The 19,725-nt window shown below is 35.8% G+C and carries 19 protein-coding genes; 6 read left to right on the top strand and 13 right to left on the bottom strand.

Annotation, left to right across the window (positions count from 1 at the left end):
• Positions 1–72 precede the first annotated feature (72 nt).
• Positions 73–972 (top strand): cation diffusion facilitator family transporter, encoded by a 900-nt coding sequence (locus tag CEF14_RS17725; protein ID WP_102694039.1) that lies wholly within the window; start codon positions 73–75, stop codon positions 970–972.
• Between the two features lie 331 nt (positions 973–1,303).
• Entirely contained in the window at positions 1,304–2,383 is a 1,080-nt protein-coding gene (gene rsgA, locus CEF14_RS17720; RefSeq protein WP_102694038.1) for a ribosome small subunit-dependent GTPase A, read from the top strand.
• A gap of 242 nt (positions 2,384–2,625) precedes the next feature.
• On the opposite strand, the gene CEF14_RS17715 is transcribed toward rsgA, so the two are convergent.
• The gene (locus CEF14_RS17715) at positions 2,626–3,273 is read right to left on the bottom strand and encodes a response regulator (protein ID WP_102694037.1); all 648 of its coding nucleotides are present in this window, start codon (positions 3,271–3,273) and stop codon (positions 2,626–2,628) included.
• Positions 3,274–3,285: 12 nt separating this feature from the next.
• Entirely contained in the window at positions 3,286–4,401 is a 1,116-nt protein-coding gene (locus CEF14_RS17710) for a GAF domain-containing sensor histidine kinase (RefSeq protein ID WP_102694036.1), read from the bottom strand.
• 240 nt (positions 4,402–4,641) lie between these two features.
• On the opposite strand from CEF14_RS17710, the gene CEF14_RS17705 reads away from it, so the two are divergent.
• Both CEF14_RS17705 and CEF14_RS17700 read left to right on the top strand, forming a co-directional pair.
• Positions 4,642–5,067 carry a disulfide oxidoreductase gene (locus tag CEF14_RS17705; RefSeq protein WP_102694035.1) on the top strand — a complete coding sequence of 142 codons (426 nt, stop codon included), beginning with the start codon at positions 4,642–4,644 and terminating at the stop codon, positions 5,065–5,067.
• On the top strand, positions 5,068–5,595 hold the full coding sequence (locus tag CEF14_RS17700; protein ID WP_102694034.1) for a thioredoxin family protein: 528 nt from the start codon (positions 5,068–5,070) through the stop codon (positions 5,593–5,595).
• A 476-nt stretch (positions 5,596–6,071) separates the two neighbouring features.
• Here CEF14_RS17700 and CEF14_RS17695 read toward each other — a convergent pair whose 3' ends face one another.
• Both CEF14_RS17695 and CEF14_RS17690 read right to left on the bottom strand, forming a co-directional pair.
• A complete protein-coding gene (locus tag CEF14_RS17695) occupies positions 6,072–7,406 on the bottom strand; it encodes a DUF2252 domain-containing protein (protein ID WP_245890206.1) in 1,335 nt (444 codons plus the stop codon).
• Between the two features lie 157 nt (positions 7,407–7,563).
• Positions 7,564–8,391 (bottom strand): aldo/keto reductase, encoded by an 828-nt coding sequence (locus CEF14_RS17690; protein WP_102694033.1) that lies wholly within the window; start codon positions 8,389–8,391, stop codon positions 7,564–7,566.
• Between the two features lie 154 nt (positions 8,392–8,545).
• On the opposite strand from CEF14_RS17690, the gene CEF14_RS17685 reads away from it, so the two are divergent.
• Complete coding sequence (locus CEF14_RS17685) at positions 8,546–9,847, top strand: NCS2 family permease (RefSeq protein ID WP_102694032.1); 1,302 nt, start codon at positions 8,546–8,548, stop codon at positions 9,845–9,847.
• A 37-nt stretch (positions 9,848–9,884) separates the two neighbouring features.
• On the opposite strand, the gene CEF14_RS17680 is transcribed toward CEF14_RS17685, so the two are convergent.
• The 3 genes from CEF14_RS17680 to queG form a co-directional block, all read right to left on the bottom strand.
• Positions 9,885–10,040 (bottom strand): hypothetical protein, encoded by a 156-nt coding sequence (locus CEF14_RS17680; protein WP_102694031.1) that lies wholly within the window; start codon positions 10,038–10,040, stop codon positions 9,885–9,887.
• Positions 10,041–10,378: 338 nt separating this feature from the next.
• Positions 10,379–10,852, bottom strand: coding sequence for a tRNA (uridine(34)/cytosine(34)/5-carboxymethylaminomethyluridine(34)-2'-O)-methyltransferase TrmL (gene trmL, locus CEF14_RS17670; protein WP_102694029.1), 474 nt, complete (start codon positions 10,850–10,852; stop codon positions 10,379–10,381).
• Positions 10,853–10,867: 15 nt separating this feature from the next.
• Positions 10,868–12,004: a tRNA epoxyqueuosine(34) reductase QueG gene (gene queG, locus CEF14_RS17665; RefSeq protein ID WP_102694028.1), complete on the bottom strand. Its 1,137-nt coding sequence runs from the start codon at positions 12,002–12,004 to the stop codon at positions 10,868–10,870.
• A 62-nt stretch (positions 12,005–12,066) separates the two neighbouring features.
• On the opposite strand from queG, the gene CEF14_RS17660 reads away from it, so the two are divergent.
• Positions 12,067–12,756, top strand: coding sequence for a B3/B4 domain-containing protein (locus CEF14_RS17660; RefSeq protein ID WP_407690482.1), 690 nt, complete (start codon positions 12,067–12,069; stop codon positions 12,754–12,756).
• An 80-nt stretch (positions 12,757–12,836) separates the two neighbouring features.
• Here CEF14_RS17660 and CEF14_RS17655 read toward each other — a convergent pair whose 3' ends face one another.
• From CEF14_RS17655 to CEF14_RS17630, 6 genes are all read right to left on the bottom strand, one after another.
• Positions 12,837–13,844, bottom strand: coding sequence for an ABC transporter ATP-binding protein (locus CEF14_RS17655; protein WP_102694026.1), 1,008 nt, complete (start codon positions 13,842–13,844; stop codon positions 12,837–12,839).
• 16 nt (positions 13,845–13,860) lie between these two features.
• The gene (locus tag CEF14_RS17650; protein ID WP_102694025.1) at positions 13,861–14,781 is read right to left on the bottom strand and encodes a C40 family peptidase; all 921 of its coding nucleotides are present in this window, start codon (positions 14,779–14,781) and stop codon (positions 13,861–13,863) included.
• A 1-nt stretch (position 14,782) separates the two neighbouring features.
• Positions 14,783–15,871, bottom strand: coding sequence for a dipeptide epimerase (locus tag CEF14_RS17645; protein ID WP_102694024.1), 1,089 nt, complete (start codon positions 15,869–15,871; stop codon positions 14,783–14,785).
• A 20-nt stretch (positions 15,872–15,891) separates the two neighbouring features.
• The gene (locus CEF14_RS17640) at positions 15,892–16,815 is read right to left on the bottom strand and encodes a S66 peptidase family protein (RefSeq protein ID WP_102694023.1); all 924 of its coding nucleotides are present in this window, start codon (positions 16,813–16,815) and stop codon (positions 15,892–15,894) included.
• Between the two features lie 176 nt (positions 16,816–16,991).
• The gene (locus CEF14_RS17635; RefSeq protein WP_102694022.1) at positions 16,992–18,617 is read right to left on the bottom strand and encodes a peptide ABC transporter substrate-binding protein; all 1,626 of its coding nucleotides are present in this window, start codon (positions 18,615–18,617) and stop codon (positions 16,992–16,994) included.
• 55 nt (positions 18,618–18,672) lie between these two features.
• Positions 18,673–19,722, bottom strand: a complete 1,050-nt coding sequence (locus tag CEF14_RS17630) for an ABC transporter ATP-binding protein (protein WP_281256529.1) — start codon at positions 19,720–19,722, stop codon at positions 18,673–18,675.
• Between the last annotated feature and the right edge of the window lie 3 nt (positions 19,723–19,725).

Here is a 19,725-nt window from a genome sequence, read left to right as displayed (position 1 = left end):
AGAACGACGCACACTTTCTTCTAAGTGTGCGTCGTTTTCGCTTGTCTGAAACTTTTGCAAGGAGGAAACATTGTGGACTTATATACAAATTTAAGACAAGGGGAAAAAGGTGCCTGGCTCAGTATTTTCACCTATCTTATTCTTAGTTCAGTCAAATTAGCAATTGGCTTTATCGGTCATTCAACTGCTCTAAAAGCTGATGGCTTAAATAATACTACAGATATTATCGCATCTGTAGCTGTTCTAATTGGATTAAGAATTTCTCAAAAGCCACCAGATAAAGATCACCACTATGGCCATTTACGTGCTGAAACAATCTCTTCACTTATTGCATCCTTTATCATGGCAATTGTAGGTTTTCAAGTTCTCTTTAATGCTGGAAAAAGCTTTATTTCTGACAATCATCCAACTCCTTCATTACTGACAGCATATGTTGCGCTTGGAAGTGGGGTTGTAATGTATTTGGTATACCTTTTCAATATACGTCTAGCTAACCATATTGAAAGTTCTGCAGTAAAGGCTGCTGCTTATGATAATCGTTCTGATGCTTGGGTCAGCTTTGGTACTTCTATTGGTATTTTCGGTGCCGTTTTTGGTTTTCCTATTATCGATTCTATTACTGCTTTAGCTGTAGGCTTACTGATTTTAAAAACAGCTTATGATATTTTCTTTGATGCGGTACATACGTTAACAGATGGCTTCGATGAGGAAGAATTAGAAACCCTGTCTGTACTAGTCAAAAACGTAGATGGCGTCATTCAACTAGTTGATTTTAAAGGGAGAAATCATGGCAATCTAATTTTTGCAGATCTTACTGTGACTGTAGATCCAGAACTAAATGTTTGGCAAAGTCATCATATTACGGAAGAAATCGAAACAACGATTCGACGTGCAAAACCATTTGCCGTTGTACTGGTCCATATTGAGCCAGAGGGCTTAAACCGAGAACAAGATAGGAAAAAGATTTTTTAAAATCTAGTAATTGACAATTTTATGAATATAAGGTATTCTGTTATCAACTTATTCAGGAGAAAGTAGGTGAGGTATTATGACAATTCTATCAAGCATTGAAATGTTGCAAATTGGTTTGTTACAATATACTCACTTTCCGTATACTTTCTAAGTATGCCTTCTTTTATTGTGCGTATAACCTGTAACTGCCAATTTGCAGTTGCAGGTTTTTTTATTGAATAAGAGGTTCAGATCCCATTTTGTAACGATCAATTAAACTGAACCTCATTGCAAGTGCAGCTAAATCTCTAAAAGCAGAATACTCATTATACACACAATAGGAGGCTGAAAAATGAATTTAACTGAATACGGTTGGAATAACAAATGGCAGGACAAATATGATGATTATAAAATGGCAAATCCACATAAAAACGTAACGATTGGCCGTGTTTTATTGGAACACAAGCATTCTTATCGTGTCAGAACTGAAATTGGAGAATGGCTAGCTACACCATCTGGCCATTTCCAATACCATGCTAAAATGCGTCGTGACTACCCTGCTGTAGGTGATTGGGTCGTCTTAGAACAGTTACCCGGTGAAGAAAAAGGAATCATCCATGCAATTCTTCCGCGTACTTCTCTATTCTCACGAAAAGAAGCAGGTCTCACCATTGAAGAACAGATAATTGCTGTTAATGTAGACCATGTTTTTTTAACAATGAGCTTGAATAAAGATTTTAACTTAAGAAGATTAGAAAGATATTTAATCGCAGCATATGATTCAGGGGCAAATCCCATCATTGTCTTAACAAAGAAGGATTTATGCGAAGATGTTTCAAATTATTTAAGCCAAGTTGAAACAATCTGTTTTGGTGTTCCTGTATACACTGTTAGTAGCTTTACGGGAGAAGGAATCGATGAATTACAGCAATTGTTAACAAATGGTCAAACGGTTGCTTTACTTGGTTCTTCAGGAGTTGGTAAATCCTCTTTGACCAATGCACTTTGTGGTCAGGATGTGATGGCTGTACAAACAATTCGGGAAGCGGATGATAAGGGCCGACACACCACTACACATCGCGAGCTTTTCCAATTACCACAAGGAGGCTTACTAATTGACACACCTGGGATGCGGGAATTTCAATTATGGAATAATGTAGAAAGTTTAGACAACAGCTTTAGCGATATTGAATTACTCGCAACACAATGTCGTTTTCGAGATTGCGAACATATGAAAGAACCTGGATGTGCTGTACTTGCAGCTATTGAAGAAGGAGAGCTCGAACAAGGTAGATACAACAGCTATTTTAAATTAAAACGTGAGCTCGCATTTATCGAAAGAAAAACAAATGCACAAGCTCAGGTAGCTGAGAGAAATAAATGGAAAAAGGTTTCAAAGCAAATAAAAAATAAAAGCAAGAATAAAAGGTGAATATTAACAAATTAACCTAATTTTAAAATAAAAAATTCTATCAAAATCAGATAGAATTTAATGGTGAAATTTCAAATTTGCTCTTTATTGTTCGTGGTAATTTATAGACTTTGGACGATAAGGAGCCTTTTGTTTTTCTACTATTTGAATTTCCACTACTCTTTCTCTTATTTGCATCAATTTACTTCATTCTCTTTTCATAATTGCTAAAAAAAGCAACTCGCACTAAACGAGTTGCCCATTTATGTTTCACTAGACTCTGTTAATCCATGTTTTACTGCATATAATGCAGCTTGTGTCCGGTCTTGCACTTCAAGTTTTGCAAAGATATTTGAGATATGTGTCTTCACTGTTTTTTCTGTTACAAACAAGGAAGATGCAATCTCTTTATTACTCTTTCCTTTTGTTAGCTCTGCTAATACATCTTGCTCTCTTGGTGTGAGTGGATGCTTTACATGTGGAAGTTCTTCCATCATTTCTCGATTACGTATTAGTTGAGTTGTCGCTTGAGGATGCATGATATTTTCTCCTGCTATTATACGACGAATCGTTAAGACCAGCTCATCTGGTTCGATGTCTTTTAGTTGATACCCTGCTGCTCCTGCCTCAATCGCTGGAACAACATGATCTCTGTCCGAAAAGCTAGTCAACATTAATATATGAATATCTGGAAATTTAGCCTTAATACGTTTCGTTGCTTGAATACCATCCATTTCCGGCATTACTAAATCCATTAAGACAATATCAGGATGTAATTCAGTTGTTAAAGCAACTGCTTCCTTGCCATTACTAGCTTCCCCAATGACTTCAATATCCTTTTGAGTTTTAAGAAAAAATAGCAATCCTCTTCTTACAACATGATGATCATCTGCTATTAATACTTTAATCATTCATATTCCCCCTTAATAAGGTAGGCGGATTAAGATTTCCGTACCCTTTCCTAGATTACTTACCCAGTCAACCGTCCCCCCTAATGCATTTGTACGATCTCGCATGCTTTGTAAACCAATGGATGGTAATTTTACGAGAGAGTCAACTTGGAATCCTCTACCTTCATCTTTTATAACAAGTAATACATCTGTTTGTGTAATAGTGATAAAAATTTCTGCTTGTTTCACCCCAGAATGTTTTCTTACATTATTGAGTGCTTCCTGTGTAAGTCGGAAAAGTGTTTCTTCGATACGCGAAGGTAATTGTAGTACACCAGAGACTTTTACCTTTAGTTGCAACCCTAACATTTCTGCATAACCCTTTATCGCCTCCATCAATCCACTTTCAAGACCTTTTGGACGAAGTTGCCAAATGAGTGCGCGCATCTCAGTTAATGCTTCCTGTGTTAGATTTTGAATTTCTTTAAATGTTTCTTTAATCTCCGATTGCTCTGTCATTTCTATTCCAGCTCGAGATGTTAAAGTAACAGAGAATAGTAATTGGTTTACCGAATCATGTAAATCTCTTGCTAGTCGATTTCTTTCTTGAACCAGTGCCATTTCCTGCTCTTGTTTGGTTAAAAGAATTCGTTTTATAGCTGACCCCATTTGAAACGCAACTGATTCTAACAATGCAAGCTCATCATCAGTAAAACGTACAGTATTTGGTGAAGCCACATTGAGCAAGCCAAAACGCTCTTGTCCAGATTGCAAAGGTACAGTAGCATGATGTGTAATGCCCGCACAATCGCCTACACACGTTGTAGTTGCATTTTCGATTCTTTGGCATTCGATTATGTTAGAAGCCTTTAATAATTCTTGGTTACGATATTTAGAAATGCACCAACAACCACCTTTACTTAAAAATTGACAATTATTATGCGCTAATGCAGGTGGTAAATTTTCATGTGCAATCATTTCATGTTTGCCTCTACTATTTACAAAAAAGATCCAACCCGTTTCAAAATTGGTACCTTCCAAAAATTTTCGAAGCGCTCCCTGTAACATTTGTTGCATTTCAGTTTCTTCATTTAATAATTCTGCAATTTCTTTTAATAAACTAATATTTGAATGATCTGTAGGTTGCATCAAAAGCCTCCAATCTTTGGTGCCCATTATTTCCTATTGTATTTTTATCATACCACTGCTATCCATTGCTTCCCATGATTTACATCTCGGTAATTTGACCGAGATAGAATTATGCTTTTGCTTTGAAAATAGCTATGATAGAATGGGAATAAAATTCCACTTTCGAGTATAAATAATTTACATTAATACGTATTAATTCTATAATCGGATAGGAAATATACTAATATTAGGAGATTTCATATGTCAAAAAAACTGGAGAATAGCCTTTTATTTATGTGGGTTGTATCACTAATTGCTATGATGGGTTCTCTATTTTTCTCAGAAGTTCAACATTTTGAGCCATGTAAGTTATGTTGGTACCAACGCATCTTGATGTATCCTCTTGTCATTATTCTAGCAGTTGCATATGTTCAAAAGAATGCTCGAATTGCAGGTACAAGTGCCATATTCTCTTGTTTAGGTTTATGTATTGCATTGTACCATTATGGCATTCAAAAAATACCCGCTTTACAAGAATCAGCCATGACTTGTGGTCGAGTACCTTGTACATCGGATTATATTAACTGGTTTGGTTTTATTACCATTCCATTTCTTTCTCTCGTAGCATTTATTTTAATAGCAGGTACAAGCTTTTACATGTTAAAAGCACTGAAGGAGGAAAAATAATTGGCAAATTCGAAAAAAACTGCCGTACAAAAAAAGGATAATAAGTTAACCATTTTATTAATTATTGGCTTCATTATTGTTGCAGCTTTTGTAGCTCTATATTTTATCACTAGTAAGTCTAACGAAGACAAGTTAGCACATAATCCTTATGGTAAAAAGAATTTAGAACAATCAACAATCGATATCTTAAATGATAAAAACTATCAAAATATTATTTTACCTGATGAATTACAAAAGAAAATCTCAAGTGGTAAACCTACCATGGTGTACTTTTTCCAATCCGATTGTCCACACTGTAAAAAAATCACACCAATCTTAATGCCTCTTGCCAAAGATATGGGTGTACATATTGATCAATTTAACCTGCTCGAATTTAAACAAGGTTGGGATCAATACACCATCGAGGGTACACCAACACTTGTTTACTATAAAGATGGCAAGGAACAATTACGTGTAGTTGGTGAACAAACAGCAGATACCTTCAAAAAGTTCTTTGAGGCAACTATCCTGAAAGATCAAAAATCTTAACGAAATTACATCCTTTATTAAAAAGAGCTGTCCGATAAGTAATAAGTGTTTCGTTCCACAAGTGTAGTAACACAAAAGTTTATAGTAATATCTGCTATTGAATGAAGTGGAATTAGCTCCGCTTTCCGTGGGCGAACTGACGAGCCTCCTCGTCCTCGTTCCTGTGGAGTCTCGTCTAGTCCGTTTTCCCACAGGACATTGAATGAACTTCACTGAATGAACATCGCACGAAGAAAATGCGAATGCATTTTCGAGGACTCTACGCTAATTCCACTTCAACTAAGATTGTAATAGAAAATTTTTATCATAAAAATCTTGCTAATTTTACTTTTTCATTGGTCATTCACTCTAATCAATGTACTTATTAACATAATGAAATTAAGTCAGTCAAGAAAAAGCAAGTTTCTAACAGTTAAAAACACAATATTTTCCTCAATATAGACTTATTTGACAGTCCCTTTTCAATACGAAGTTATTTATTTTTTGAATTTTCCTTCAACCCATTGGCAGAACAATGTGTAATCATCTTTTACTTGATTCTTATAATTTAAAGCAGCATATGTAATATCGCGGACAAATTGATCAACATTACCAATGGCTTTTATGATTTCAATCTCACTATGATGTGTTAAAAGTACAGATTCAATGTCTGCATCAGCTCTTGCATGAATTTTTGCCGTAACACGTCCCATAATTTTTAGTGTTTGATCATAATCTTTCAAGGTTAACAGCTTATCTGCTTTTACTTTCTTTTTATAAGGTGAACGTTCTCGGATATAAAAATGTTTATTATCCATGGTGACATACCCAAGATAAGGATCTTCTAAATGGTGCATTGCTTTTTGTGTTGCAACCACCCGTTCCCCTTGATGTGCATGTTTTTCCCAGAATACTGGACTATAAGGTAAGAAATAAGCAGGAATAGAAGTTCGCACTTCTTTCATTTCTAATACTAAATCATCAATTCCTCCAGCTTCTTGACCACCCTCGATAAGAATATAGTATCGGCTTAACCCTATAGAAGCAGTTCCGGTTCCATACTTTCTTGCAACATCCTTTACTTGATAATGTGAAGGATCTTGCTTATTATCCGCATCAATCGTCACGAAATATTTCTTCATCACATCTCTTATTTTCTCCAATTCTTCATCTGTAACGGAGTGAATTTCTTCGTTCCAATTGAAAACTCGCTTACCTTCTTCATTCATATTCGTAATATCTGTTAATAAATAATCACGTTGTCTTTTTCCAAGTTTCTTCAATACTTTTTTTACAGGGCCTTTAGTATTCTCTTTTGTAAATGTTAACATCAATGGATCATCTAAATTTTTCTTAAAGCGTTGTAATTGCTTGTAATAACTATTTAAGTAATGGATTATACGATCCTTTTGTTCGTCCTCATTTAACCCCTCTGCATCTGTATATAAGGCAATACTAACAGCCATTCGAAAAACATCATACAAGTATGAACCTACATACCCTTCATCAAAATCATTGACATCATATACAATTTCGCCTATTTCATTTTGAAAACATCCAAAATTATCCATGTGCAAATCACCTTGAATCCATGCTGGCTTATCTTTAGGTGTATGAAATGGAAATGGCATCTTAGTCACATCATAATAAAACAGATACGCACTTCCACGGAAAAAACGGAAAGGGCTCTCCATCATTTCCCCATATTTTACTTTTCGTTTGTCTTTATCTAATTGCATACATTCTACATCAAATTCATTGAATACCGTTTCGAGCATATGTTTACGTAGGGTATTTCTCGTATGCTGTACGCGATCTACTAATATTTCCAACGATTTCTACCTCTTTTCATTCATATAATACCTTTATTTTATTACTAAATATCTAGGGTAACTACTAAAAATATCCAGATGAATCATATAAAAAAACAACTTTTCATTTAGATTTGAATAAAAAGTTGTCTTTTGAGTTAATTTTAAATGCAAACAATTAGAACTTAAAATGATCTGGATGTGAACCGAATCGTTCGTTGCGATTAAGTGCATCAATTGATGCCATATCTTCTGCTGTTAGTTCAAAATCAAATACATTTGCGTTTTCTTCTATACGGCTCGGTGTGACGGATTTCGGTATGACAATATGGTCACTTTGTAAATGCCAACGGATAATTGTTTGAGCAATTGACTTGCCATATTTTTCTCCGATTGCTTTTATTGTTTCATCTTGAAGAACTTTCCCACGACCTAGCGGTGACCATGCAGTAATGACAATATCATTTGTTTTGCAAAAGTTACGTAATTCTACTTGTGAAAGGTAGGGATGCAGTTCTATTTGATTGACCATTGGTTTGATATTAGCTGTAGTAAATAGTTTCTCAAGATGATGAATTTCATGATTTGAAACACCTGTTGATTTGATTAGTTTTTCATCATATAATCTTTCAATTGCTCGATATGTCTCCGTGAATTTCTCTGGGACAGGCCAGTGTGTTAAATATAAATCTAAATAATCTGTATTGAGAGCCCTCAAAGTTTTCTCAAACGCTCTTAACGTTTCATCATAGCCTTGGTCTGTATTCCATACTTTTGAAGTGATGAATAGATCCTCTCTTTTTAGATCCGATGCACGAAGAGCTTCCCCAACTTGTTGCTCGTTGTTATAAAATGCTGCTGTATCCACTGCAATATAACCAGTGTCTAGTGCTTTTATTATTGAATTATACGCTACTTCCGGATCATCCATTTTATATACACCTAATCCGAAGCGAGGCATTTCAATACCATTATGTAATGTTTTTGTAGATGTAATTGAGTACATGTTATGACCTCCTTTTGGGTAATAATATTATACAAATATTGTCGAAGTATTTCGAGAATAACGACTTTTTCTAAAAGGTTGCAATCCTAAATATAAACGAATATTATATTTAATGTTGTTTTAAATGTTCGGATTTTAGAAAGAAGGTATTTCATTGTTTCATCTGAAGGAAAATGGTACAAACGTTAAAACTGAATTGATTGCTGGTATTACAACGTTTCTTACCATGGTATATATTATTATCGTGAATCCAGTTATCTTACATGAAGCTGGTGTGCCTGTCGACCAAGTATTTATGGCTACTATTATTTCTGCTGTTGTTGGTACATTATGGATGGCATTGTGTGCTAACTATCCAATCGCTGTTGCACCAGGAATGGGCTTAAACGCATATTTCACATATTCAGTAGTTTTAGCGTCTGAAGGAAAAATTGACTATTTGACTGCTTTTTCATCTGTTTTTGTTGCAGGTATTATTTTCATCATTCTATCCTTAACACCGCTTCGTGCAAAACTAATTACTGCAATTCCTGAAAACTTAAAACGTGCGATTACAGCAGGTATCGGATTATTCATCGCTTTTCTTGGATTACGAATGGGGAAAGTAATTGTTGCAAATGAAAGTAATTTAGTATCACTAGGAGATTTAACATCTCCTGGCGTCATGTTAACCTTATTTGGTTTAATCATTACAGTTATCTTAATTGTTCGTAATGTAAGAGGTGCTCTATTTATTGGAATGGTTGTTACAGGAATTGTTGCAGCATTTACGGGTCAATTAAAAATTGATCACATTATAGCTAAACCTCATTTACCACAAGGTATTCTAATATGGAATCCACTTGATGCCTTTGGCGACGTTATCCATTACGGATTATATAGTGTCGTTTTCTCATTCATCTTAGTGACGTTATTTGATACAACTGGCACTCTTGTCGGAATTATGAAGCAAGCTGGTCTGATGAAAGGTAACCAATTACCTCGTGCTCGTAAAGCACTTTTAGCAGATTCACTTGGTACAACAATAGGTTCTATGTTTGGTACAAGTCCAACATCCGCATTTATAGAATCTTCTGCTGGTGTTGCTGCAGGTGGTCGTACAGGTTTAACCACATTAACTGTTGCTATCTTATTTATCATCGCCTCCTTCTTTGGACCTTTAGTAGGAGCTGTTTCTGGTGTTGCTGCAATCACTTCTCCAACACTAGTAATTGTCGGTACATTAATGATTTCTTCCGTAAAAGAGATTGAATGGCATCAATTTGATGAAGCTTTCCCTGCCTTCCTGATCATTTTAATCATGCCTTTAACATCAAGCATTTCAACTGGGATTGCTTTTGGTTTTATCGCTTATCCTATATTAAAAATCGTAACAGGCGAAGCAAAAAAAGTTCATCTATTGTTATATATTTTTGCAATATTATTTGCCATTCAACTATTTTTCTTACATCATTAATAGAAAAGAGGTGTCCCGAATATTGGGATACCTCTTTTTATTCATTATCGAATTGTTCAGGATCTTGTTCACGTCCAACATCTTCTAATTCAGTTTCCTCACGTCTCTTTTCCATTTGTTTTCCTAATTCTTGCACTTGCTCAAAAGAAGTTGCCATAGATCCATTTTCAGTTTGTCGTTTTTCTTTTTCCATCTCAAAATCTCCTTTTTGCTTGTCTTTAGTTAGCTATACCCTATTAAGATCAGCATTATGCATACTAGGTTATATAAAAACATTGACGCATTTCCGCCATATAATAATTACCATTCATGTATCATTTTCCAACAAATTAGGCTATACTTGTAAGAGAACTTTTTCATTTTATTAGGGGGGTACTTCCATGAAATTATTATTAATTCTTGGTGTTATTTTGGCTTTCTTAACTGCAATCTTCACTGCTGGATATGAAGATAAACAAAGTACTTCTAAATAATTTTTTATCTAAAAAGAGGGCAACCCACCTGGGTTGCCCTCTTTTTAGTTAGAAATGATTAGTGCATTCCTCTAAAACCTTGTTGGCGTAATGCTTCAAATATAACAATTGCTGCTGTATTTGATAAATTCAATGACCGTACATTTTCACTTTGTGGAATTCGTAAACATTTATCTTGATGATCCTGTATTAATTCTTTTGGGATACCGGTTGTTTCTTTTCCGAACATAAAGTAAATCTCTTCTTCAGGATTACTAAAGTCAAAATCAGAATAGGGTTTTGTACCAAACGTTTCAATATAGTAAATTGAACCACCAGCATTCTTCTCGTAAAATTCTTCTACCGAATCATAGTATGTGATATTAACGCTATGCCAGTAATCTAAACCAGCTCTTTTTAACATTTTATCGTCAGTTGAAAATCCTAATGGACGAATTAGATGTAGATGTGTATTTGTTCCTGCACAAGTTCTTGCAATATTACCTGTGTTAGCTGGAATTTCTGGTTGATATAATACGATGTGTAAAGACACTTCGAGACACTTCCTTTATTTTTCTGCTAATAATGATAAGCCTTTTTGAATTTCCAATCGTACTTCTTCATCTTTTTCATAAACTAAGCCTTGTTGTAATACTTCTTTTATTCCTTCTCCACCAATTTTACCAATTGCCCATGCAGCAGTACCTCGGATCACAGGACGTTCATCTTTCTGAAAAACTTCTATTAAAGAAGGGAGAGCTGAAGTTTCTTTAAAATGAGCTAATGCAATAATTGCATTTCGTTGAATTGGTTTTTTCCCTCTCCAAGAACCCGAAATATGACCATAAGTTTCTTTAAATTGTCGATTCGAAATTGTAAGTAAAGGTTCTAATAATGGTTTTGCAATTTCAGGTTCGGGTTGAAGTGCATCATGAATCCAATTCAGTTTTCCTTTGTTCTTTGGACAAACCGTTTGACATGTATCACAACCATATATACGGTTCCCGATTTTAGCACGATATTCATCTGGTAAAAAACCCTTCGTCTGTGTTAAATAAGCTACACACTTTTGGGAATTAAGCTGCCCTCCTTGTACAAGAGCACCTGTTGGGCAAACATCTAAACATAATCGACATTCTCCACATTGTTCTTCCATCGGTTCATCTGCTTCAAATGGCAAATCGGAAATGATTTCACCTAAATAGACATAAGAGCCGAATTCAGGTGTGATGACTGCACAGTTTTTTGCGCTCCAACCGATTCCTGCCCGTTCTGCCACAGCCCTATCTGACAATTCTCCAGTATCAACCATTGAGCGTAGTCGGCAGCCAGGTACTTTTTTCTGCAAAAAAGCTTCTACTAGAGCGAGTTTTTCACGTAAAACTGTATGATAATCTGTTCCCCATGATGCACGACAGAAAATTCCTCTTCTCGCACCTTTTTTACCTTGGGGTGCATTCTTCATTTTGGATGGATAGGCAATGGCGATTGCAATTATACTTGCTGCTTCGTCTAGTAATAGTTTTGGCTCTGTCCGCTTTTCAATATCTGATTCTTCAAAGCCAGATTGATAGCCTAATTCTTGTTGACGAAGTAAATGATTCTTTAATTCATGAAATGGATTAGCAGAAGTAAAACCAATTTTATCGATGCCGATGCTTTTAGCATAAGCAATTACTTGTTCCTTTAGTTCGATGATGTTCATTTGGTTTCACTCCCTCTCTATGATAAACTGGAAAAAAATATATGATTAGGTGATGGATAATGATTAAATTTACATTGGAATCATCATTAACAAATATAGTTCCAACATTTAAAATCGGCATGATATATTATACCAAAATTGTAGTATCAGAATCTCCTCAAATGATTAAAGGGCGTACACAGTTATATCAAGAAAACCTTTATTTGGAATTAGAGGGACAATCAGTAACAGAAAGACCAGGTATTAAAGAATGGCGTGCTATTTGGAAAGCTTTAGGAGGAGATCCAAATCGCTATCGTCATTCTGCTGAAAGCTTAATGCGACGAATTGCAAAACAGAATTATTTAACACCCTATCACTCTGCTGTAGATCTGAATAATTTCTTCTCGCTTCAGTATGAAATTCCTATTGGCATTTACGATATGAATAATCTAGACGGTGATCTAGTTATTGCACTTGGTGATGAGGAAACAGGCTATGAAGGGTTAAATGGTCGCTATAATTCATTAAAAAATATTGCCTACTCACGAGATACCCAAGGACCTTTTGGAAGTCCATTTGTTGATTCTAAACGTACAGTGGTTACAGAAAACACAACTGAGGCTATTCAACTGTTCTATCTTCGACCATCGTTATCCGAGAAGGAATGTACAGAGCTATTGAATGCTGCTGGTAAGATGTTTTCTCAAATTCACGGTGGCGATTATACAACAGCACTTCTTACTAAAGATCAATCACAAGTCGAGATATAGCTAAACTTGTAGAAGTTTTAAACAGACTTAAGCATAAGGAGATAGCCAAATTATTTGGCTATCTCCTTTACAGTTTTAATTTAAATTATGGTCGTAGAAGCTTCTTTCTCGGCTTTCATTACTTCATCATCATAAAGATGACATGCCACAAAATGTCCTTGCTCTTTTTCCAACCATCGTGGTTCAAGATGTTTGCAGACTTCTTGTGCCATTGGACAGCGCGTATGGAACACACAACCTGATGGTGGATGAATAGGACTTGGTAACTCTCCCTTTAAAATAATTCGTTCTCTTTGTTCCTCAATATCTGGATCAGGAATAGGAATTGCCGATAATAATGCTTGTGTATATGGGTGAAGTGGCTCATGATAAAGTTGCTGTGATGTCGTTAATTCTACCATCTGTCCTAAGTACATAACCCCAATACGATTAGATATATATTTGACCATGGATAAATCATGCGCGATAAACAGATAAGTTAGCTCTTTTTCTTTTTGCAATCGTTGTAATAGTTTAACAACAGATGCTTGAACCGACACATCTAAAGCTGAAATTGGTTCATCAGCTATGATAAATTCAGGATCTAATGCAAGAGCTCTGGCAATACCAATTCTTTGACGTTGGCCTCCTGAAAATTCATGCGGATAACGATTGGCATGCTCTCTATTTAAACCGACATCCTCCAATAGTTCGTAAACACGCTCACGTAATTTATTTTTATCTTTGTACAAACCATGAACTTCCATTGGTTCGGCAATAATTTCGAAAACAGTTGACCTAGGGTTTAAAGATGCATATGGATCTTGGAAAATCATCTGCATATTTTTCAGCATTTGATCGCGGTCTTTACCAGATTGTTCATGAACATCTTTGCCTTCAAATAAAACCTTTCCATCCGTTCGATTATAAAGTCCTAAAATAGTACGACCAGCAGTCGATTTACCACATCCAGATTCACCTACGAGTCCAAATGTTTCCCCTTTTACAATATCAAAACTGATACCATTGACTGCCTTTAGTGTACTCCCTTTACCTAGTTCAAAATGTTTTTTTAAATTTTCTACTGATACTAATATTTCCTTGTTCATGATGTCCTCACCCCAGTTATGCTTGATATCGACTTACTCCACAAAGCTCCTCTTCAAATATTGTTCCAGCTAAATGAATGATCTCGACTGTCTTTCCAGTTTGTGGAGAGTGAATCATTTTCCCATCCCCAAAGTAAAATCCTACGTGTCTCACGGCAGCTCTACCATAGTCATTTGCGAAAAATAGTAAATCACCTATGTGCCATTCATTTTGATTTTCCTTGTTAATGGCTTTTCCCGATTCTTTTTGTTCTCCTGCATCGCGCGGAATAATGATGCCTGATGCCTTTGCCATGTTATATGTAAAACCTGAGCAATCATAACCGTACGATGACATGCCCCCCCAGAGGTAGGGTAAATCTAGAAATGCTGTACCTTTAAGAACAGCCTGCTCCATAGTGGTAGGATTTCCAGTTGTTTTACTTGAGGTGATTGCTACTCCATTTTTGCTTAGTAATGCATTACCATTAGGTGAATCAACATGATAGTACTTTACACACTCATCTCGTAACGGGAGAATTGTGTTGAATGGTAGTACTACTAACGGCAGTTTATCCTCTGACCATAATTGAACCTTATCAGCTGTAACAATAGCATACTTTAGTGAATCTGGAACAATTCCTTCAATTAATTGTGTTAAAGGAACCCATCCTGGGTATCCTCTTTGATCTTTACGAGATGGCTGCTGAATGGCAACAATCTTGGCCCAATCATCTACTATTTCATCAACAATTACTTCTTCTCCATAAAGTAGTTGTGTTTGCACACGATTCGCATTACATAAATCTAGTCTTTCTTTATAGGGTAAGGCTTCAAGCCACTTTATGAGATGTACAGGATTTTCAATACCTGGTTGATCAATATCACGTGCAGATGCTGGTGATGTCCATACTGTTGCAACAGGTACTGCACAACGCCATATTTTCTTTAAAGCCATGCTAATTCACCCCTTTTTTAATTCTTTTGATGCCTAATCCTGGTGAAGAAGCGAAAATTATTTTTGCACCTTCATATTGAATACTACCATCAAGCAAATCTCCTTTTAACATTAATGGCGCATCAAAGTCATAATAGATAATATTTGATTGACTTGCTGCAAAATGAGCTGCTGCTCCCACCCCTAACTTTGTTTCAATCATACTGCCAGTCATACAATTCATATCATGACTAGCAGCTAAAGTAGCAATTTTCAACGCTTGATAGATTCCACCAGCTTTCATCAATTTAATATTAATCAAATCCGCTGCTCTCATTTCAATCACTCGTTTTGCATCATAAAGAGAAAATACACTTTCATCAGCCATAATGGGTGTTAATGTGTGAGCTGTAACATACTTCAATCCCTCGATATCATGGGCTAATACAGGCTGTTCAATCAATTCAATATTCAATTGTTCGTCTTCCATTTGCCTAATTGCTCGAACAGCCTCTTTTGCTGTCCATCCCTGGTTAGCATCTAAGCGAAGTTTTATATCAAAGCCAACAGCGTTACGAATTGCTTTAATTCGTTTTATATCGTCTTCAATTTCACCAATTCCTACTTTCACCTTTAAAATATGAAAACCATCTTGTACATAACGTGTAGCATCATCAGCCATTTCAGCTGGCTCATTTACACTGACAGTATAGTCAGTCGTTAACTCGGATTTTGCACCACCCAAATACTGATAAAGCGGTAGATCAGCGTCCTGTGCCAATAAGTCATATAACGCCATATCAACAGCTGCTTTTGCGCTCGTATTATGAACCATCGAGCGATGAAGTGCTTGAAAAATCTGCTCATGATAGCGTAAATCCTTTCCAATCAGTAAAGGTTTAAATACCCCCTCAATGGCAAATTGAATACTTGCTAAAGATTCACCTGTTATGACATGAGTCGGTGGAGCTTCTCCTACTCCTTCTCGACCATCATCTAATTGAATACGTACATACATTGCTTCTGCCACAGTTACCGTACGTAAGGCTGTTTTAAAGGCTTTTTTTAATGGCACCGCTACCTGAAATGTTTCAATTGAACGAATGATCATTATTGTTTCACCCCATTTTGTTATTGAACTCCTGGTTGTATTGTGATGATTTTTTCATCCGCGTCTAAAAATGCATTCGCACCAAGTGGTACTGCGAAATGTGGTTGGCAATGGCCAATTTTTACGTCTTTTACGATTGGGATAGCAAGATTACCGAAGTAATGTTCAAATACTTCATCTAATGTCAATGAAACCTTTCGCTTTGATGGTTCTGCATGGCTAAAATCAGCAATAATAATACCCGCAACATCATCGAATTTCCCCGCCTGTCTTAGTTGATTTAGCATACAATCGACACGATATGGTTCCTCATCTATATCTTCAATCATTACTATTTTCCCTTTTGTATCCACTTCATATTTTGTGCCGATACCATTAGATAACAAGCTAAGATTTCCCCCTGTTAACTCACCTTGGCATTGTCCTGGGAGAAATGTTGTGATAGAGGCAAATGATTCATCATATTGAAGTACTGTTGGCTCAAATAATTGCTCAAACATCTTTGCTGATTTTTCCTTGAACGTATCTTTTCCGACATCAGAAGCGAGCATTGGTCCATGGAATGTTATGAAATCAGAATATCTTCCGATCGCTGTATGTAAAAAGGTAATATCTGAATATCCCCAAAATACTTTTGGATTATGTGCGATTAAATCAAAGTTAATGCGATCAGTATAACGTGCCGCTCCATAACCTCCACAGGCACAAATAATACCTGCAATGCTCGGATCCGCAAACATTTGATGTAAATCATTTAAACGTTCATCATCTGTACCTGCCAGATAGCCATTCACTTGGAACAGTGATTCTCCAAATTTATATTGAAGACCAAGCTTTTGTAAAAAATCTAAGGAATTCTCTAAGCTCTTCAAATTTGGTGGACTTGAAGGTGCAATAATACCTATTGTGTCACCAGACTGTAATCTCTTTGGTTGACGTTTCATCTTATTCCCTTCCTTTCTTTCAAAAAGTGGAATTTTTATAAATGGTGGGATTCTTCCTCCACCTTATGAAGGACTTACTGTATTAATACGGGATAATTAGGACGACTTCCAAAAACTATCATCTTTTTATTTAAGAGAGAAAGAACAGTGCCACAGAGAATGGCACTGCAATATTATTATTTTTTGTCTGCCCATTTAAGTTCTAGGTAACCAACTGGATGGCGAACTATACCTGTTACAGATGGTTTTTCTAACGTTAACTGATTGTAGAAATAAAGTGGAATAATTGGTGCTTCATCAATTAAGATTTTTTCAGCTTCTTGAAGCATTTTCCAACGTTTATCATTATCTTTTTCTTTTTTAGAATCTGCGATTAACTGATCAAATTTTTTATTTGACCAAGCTGTACGATTCATAGTAGAACCTGTGATAAAGCTTTCTAGAGCATTAACTGGATCAGCATAGTCGAATAGGAATGAAGAACGTGATAATTGGTGTTTTAATTCCTTTTGCTCTGTCATGAATACGCCAGATTCAACATTTTTCAGTTTGATGTCTACGCCTAGATTTTCTTTAAATTGACTTTGAAGTGCTACTGCAATTTTTTGATTATCTGGGCTTGTAGAATAAGTTAGCGTAACAGCAGGAAGTTTTGACCAGCCTTCTTCTTTCATACCTTCTTTTAGAAGTTTCTTTGCTTCATCCTTATTGAATGTGATTAGATCGCCTGTTACTTCTCGGAAATCTTCACCTTTTGAATTTGTAATTCCATAACTTACAAAACCGTGTGCAGCTTTTTGCCCTTGTTTTGTTACATAGTCAACAATGTTTTGTTGATCTACAGCTAGAGCAAATGCTTTACGAATTTTTTCATTTGTAAATGGTTTTTTGTCTACATTAAAACGATAGAAAGCAATACCTGCTTGATCTTCAATCTTTACCTCTTTATTGTCTTTTAATTCTGTCGCAAGTTCTGAAGGTACGGTTGAAATGTCTAATTCATCATTTTGATACATTTGGTATTCAGTGTTTGTATCATTTACCATTGCCCACTCAACTTTGTCTAATTTCACAGTATCCTTATCCCAGTATTGATCATTCTTTGCGAATACCATTTTAGAATCATGCTCCCATGATTCTAATTTGAACGGACCATTTCCAACAAACGAATCTGCTTCTGCAAACCATTTTGGATTGTCAATTGCCACCTTTTCATTTACCGGGAAGAAGCTTGGATTTGAAATAATATTCAAGAATGCATCAGTAGGAGCATTTAGTTCGACAACAAAGGTTTTATCATCTTTTGCTTTGATTGCAACATCTTCTGGTTTGCCTTTACCTGTGTTGTATTTTTCTGCACCTTTAATGACATAAGCTAAAAATGCTGCTGGAGAAGCTGTTTTTGGATCAAGCATATGTCTCCAACCATACACAAAATCTTTTGCTGTGACTTGATCGCCATTTGACCATTTTGCATTGTCTCGAAGTGTAAATGTATACGTTAAACCATCTTTTGAAACATTAATTTTCTCTGCAGTTGCTGGCTCTGGAATATTTTTGTCATTTAATCGAACTAACCCCTCCATTAAGTTATTTAATGGAGCCCATGAAACTGCATCAAATGCTACAGATGGGTCAAAAGAATTCGGTTCAACACTATTGTTTAATCGCAGAACTTTTTCCTTTTTGCCACCATCATTAGTTGAGCTATCTTCTTTACCTGCATCTTTTGTTGCTGTACAAGCAGCCAATACAAGCATAACGATCGACATAAATACTAATGCAAGCCACTTTTTCTTCATACATTTCCCCTCTTTCCCCTTTTTATATTTATGTGAAGCACTAAGTGCCCATCACCTAATCATTAAATAATCCCTTTGCTCTTTTATCTTGCAACCAACAATCTGTATAATGACTGGTCGATAAATATGTTGTCTCTGGTTGTACATAATCACATACTTCCATCGCAAATGAACAACGCGCTACAAAGGCACACCCTTTTGGTGGTGCAAATAAGTCTGGTGGGGTACCTTCTATTGGTTCTAGTTCTTCTTCCAATAAATCTAGTCTTGGCACTGAATTTAATAACCCCTTTGTATAGGGATGTGTCGGTTTATAAAATATTTCGCGTTTCGTACCGATTTCGATAATCTTACCAGCATACATAACAGCAATACGATCTGCAATTTTCGCCACTACACCTAAATCATGTGTAATTAAAATAATCGAAACACCCGTTTTTTGTTGAATTTCTTCAAATAGTTCTAGAATTTGAGCTTGAATTGTTACATCTAAAGCAGTTGTTGGTTCATCTGCGATTAATAATGTCGGTTCACAGATTAGCGCAATTGCAATAACAATTCGCTGTCTCATCCCCCCTGAAAATTGGTGAGGGTATTGTTTTAAGCGCTCATGTGGATTTGAAATACCTACTAAATTTAATATTTCTATAGCCTTTTTCTTGGCTTCCTCTTTACTAATTGATTTATGAGTTCTAAGACCATCTGTTAGCTGTTCACCAATTGTTAATGTTGGATTTAGTGCTGTCATAGGGTCTTGGAAAATCATAGAAATATCTACTCCTTGTATTTTCCGTAATGCTTTTTTATCTAACTGCGCTAAATCTTTACCTTTAAAAAACACCTTACCATTGGATATTTTGCCGGGAGGTTGTGGAATCAAACCCATAATGGCATTAGACGTGACACTTTTCCCACAACCTGATTCTCCTACTATTGCAAGTGTTTCTCCTTCATACAGATCAAAAGTTACACCCCGAACAGCATGAACTTCACCACCATATGTTTTAAAGGTAACGTGTAAATCTTGTACTTCTAGAATCTTCTTTCCAACTGTTGTGGAGAGATTATGAAGTGATTCATCCATTTGTTGTATTTTACTTGTCATCCC

The organism is Rummeliibacillus pycnus (assembly GCF_002884495.1).
In the GTDB taxonomy this organism is placed as follows: Bacteria; Bacillota; Bacilli; order Bacillales_A; family Planococcaceae; genus Rummeliibacillus; species Rummeliibacillus pycnus.
The sequence above is the reverse complement of the archived record's forward strand: the minus strand, read 5'-3'. Positions and strand labels throughout refer to the sequence as shown.

Coding starts and splice junctions, on each gene's coding strand:
- rsgA (WP_102694038.1), top strand. CDS start 1,304: ATGAATTTAACTGAATACGGTTGGAATAACAAATGGCAGGACAAATAT.
- CEF14_RS17715 (WP_102694037.1), bottom strand. CDS start 3,273: ATGATTAAAGTATTAATAGCAGATGATCATCATGTTGTAAGAAGAGGA.
- CEF14_RS17710 (WP_102694036.1), bottom strand. CDS start 4,401: ATGCAACCTACAGATCATTCAAATATTAGTTTATTAAAAGAAATTGCA.
- CEF14_RS17705 (WP_102694035.1), top strand. CDS start 4,642: ATGTCAAAAAAACTGGAGAATAGCCTTTTATTTATGTGGGTTGTATCA.
- CEF14_RS17690 (WP_102694033.1), bottom strand. CDS start 8,391: ATGTACTCAATTACATCTACAAAAACATTACATAATGGTATTGAAATG.
- CEF14_RS17680 (WP_102694031.1), bottom strand. CDS start 10,040: ATGGAAAAAGAAAAACGACAAACTGAAAATGGATCTATGGCAACTTCT.
- queG (WP_102694028.1), bottom strand. CDS start 12,004: ATGAACATCATCGAACTAAAGGAACAAGTAATTGCTTATGCTAAAAGC.
- CEF14_RS17655 (WP_102694026.1), bottom strand. CDS start 13,844: ATGAACAAGGAAATATTAGTATCAGTAGAAAATTTAAAAAAACATTTT.
- CEF14_RS17650 (WP_102694025.1), bottom strand. CDS start 14,781: ATGGCTTTAAAGAAAATATGGCGTTGTGCAGTACCTGTTGCAACAGTA.
- CEF14_RS17645 (WP_102694024.1), bottom strand. CDS start 15,871: ATGATCATTCGTTCAATTGAAACATTTCAGGTAGCGGTGCCATTAAAA.
- CEF14_RS17640 (WP_102694023.1), bottom strand. CDS start 16,815: ATGAAACGTCAACCAAAGAGATTACAGTCTGGTGACACAATAGGTATT.
- CEF14_RS17635 (WP_102694022.1), bottom strand. CDS start 18,617: ATGAAGAAAAAGTGGCTTGCATTAGTATTTATGTCGATCGTTATGCTT.
- CEF14_RS17630 (WP_281256529.1), bottom strand. CDS start 19,722: ATGACAAGTAAAATACAACAAATGGATGAATCACTTCATAATCTCTCC.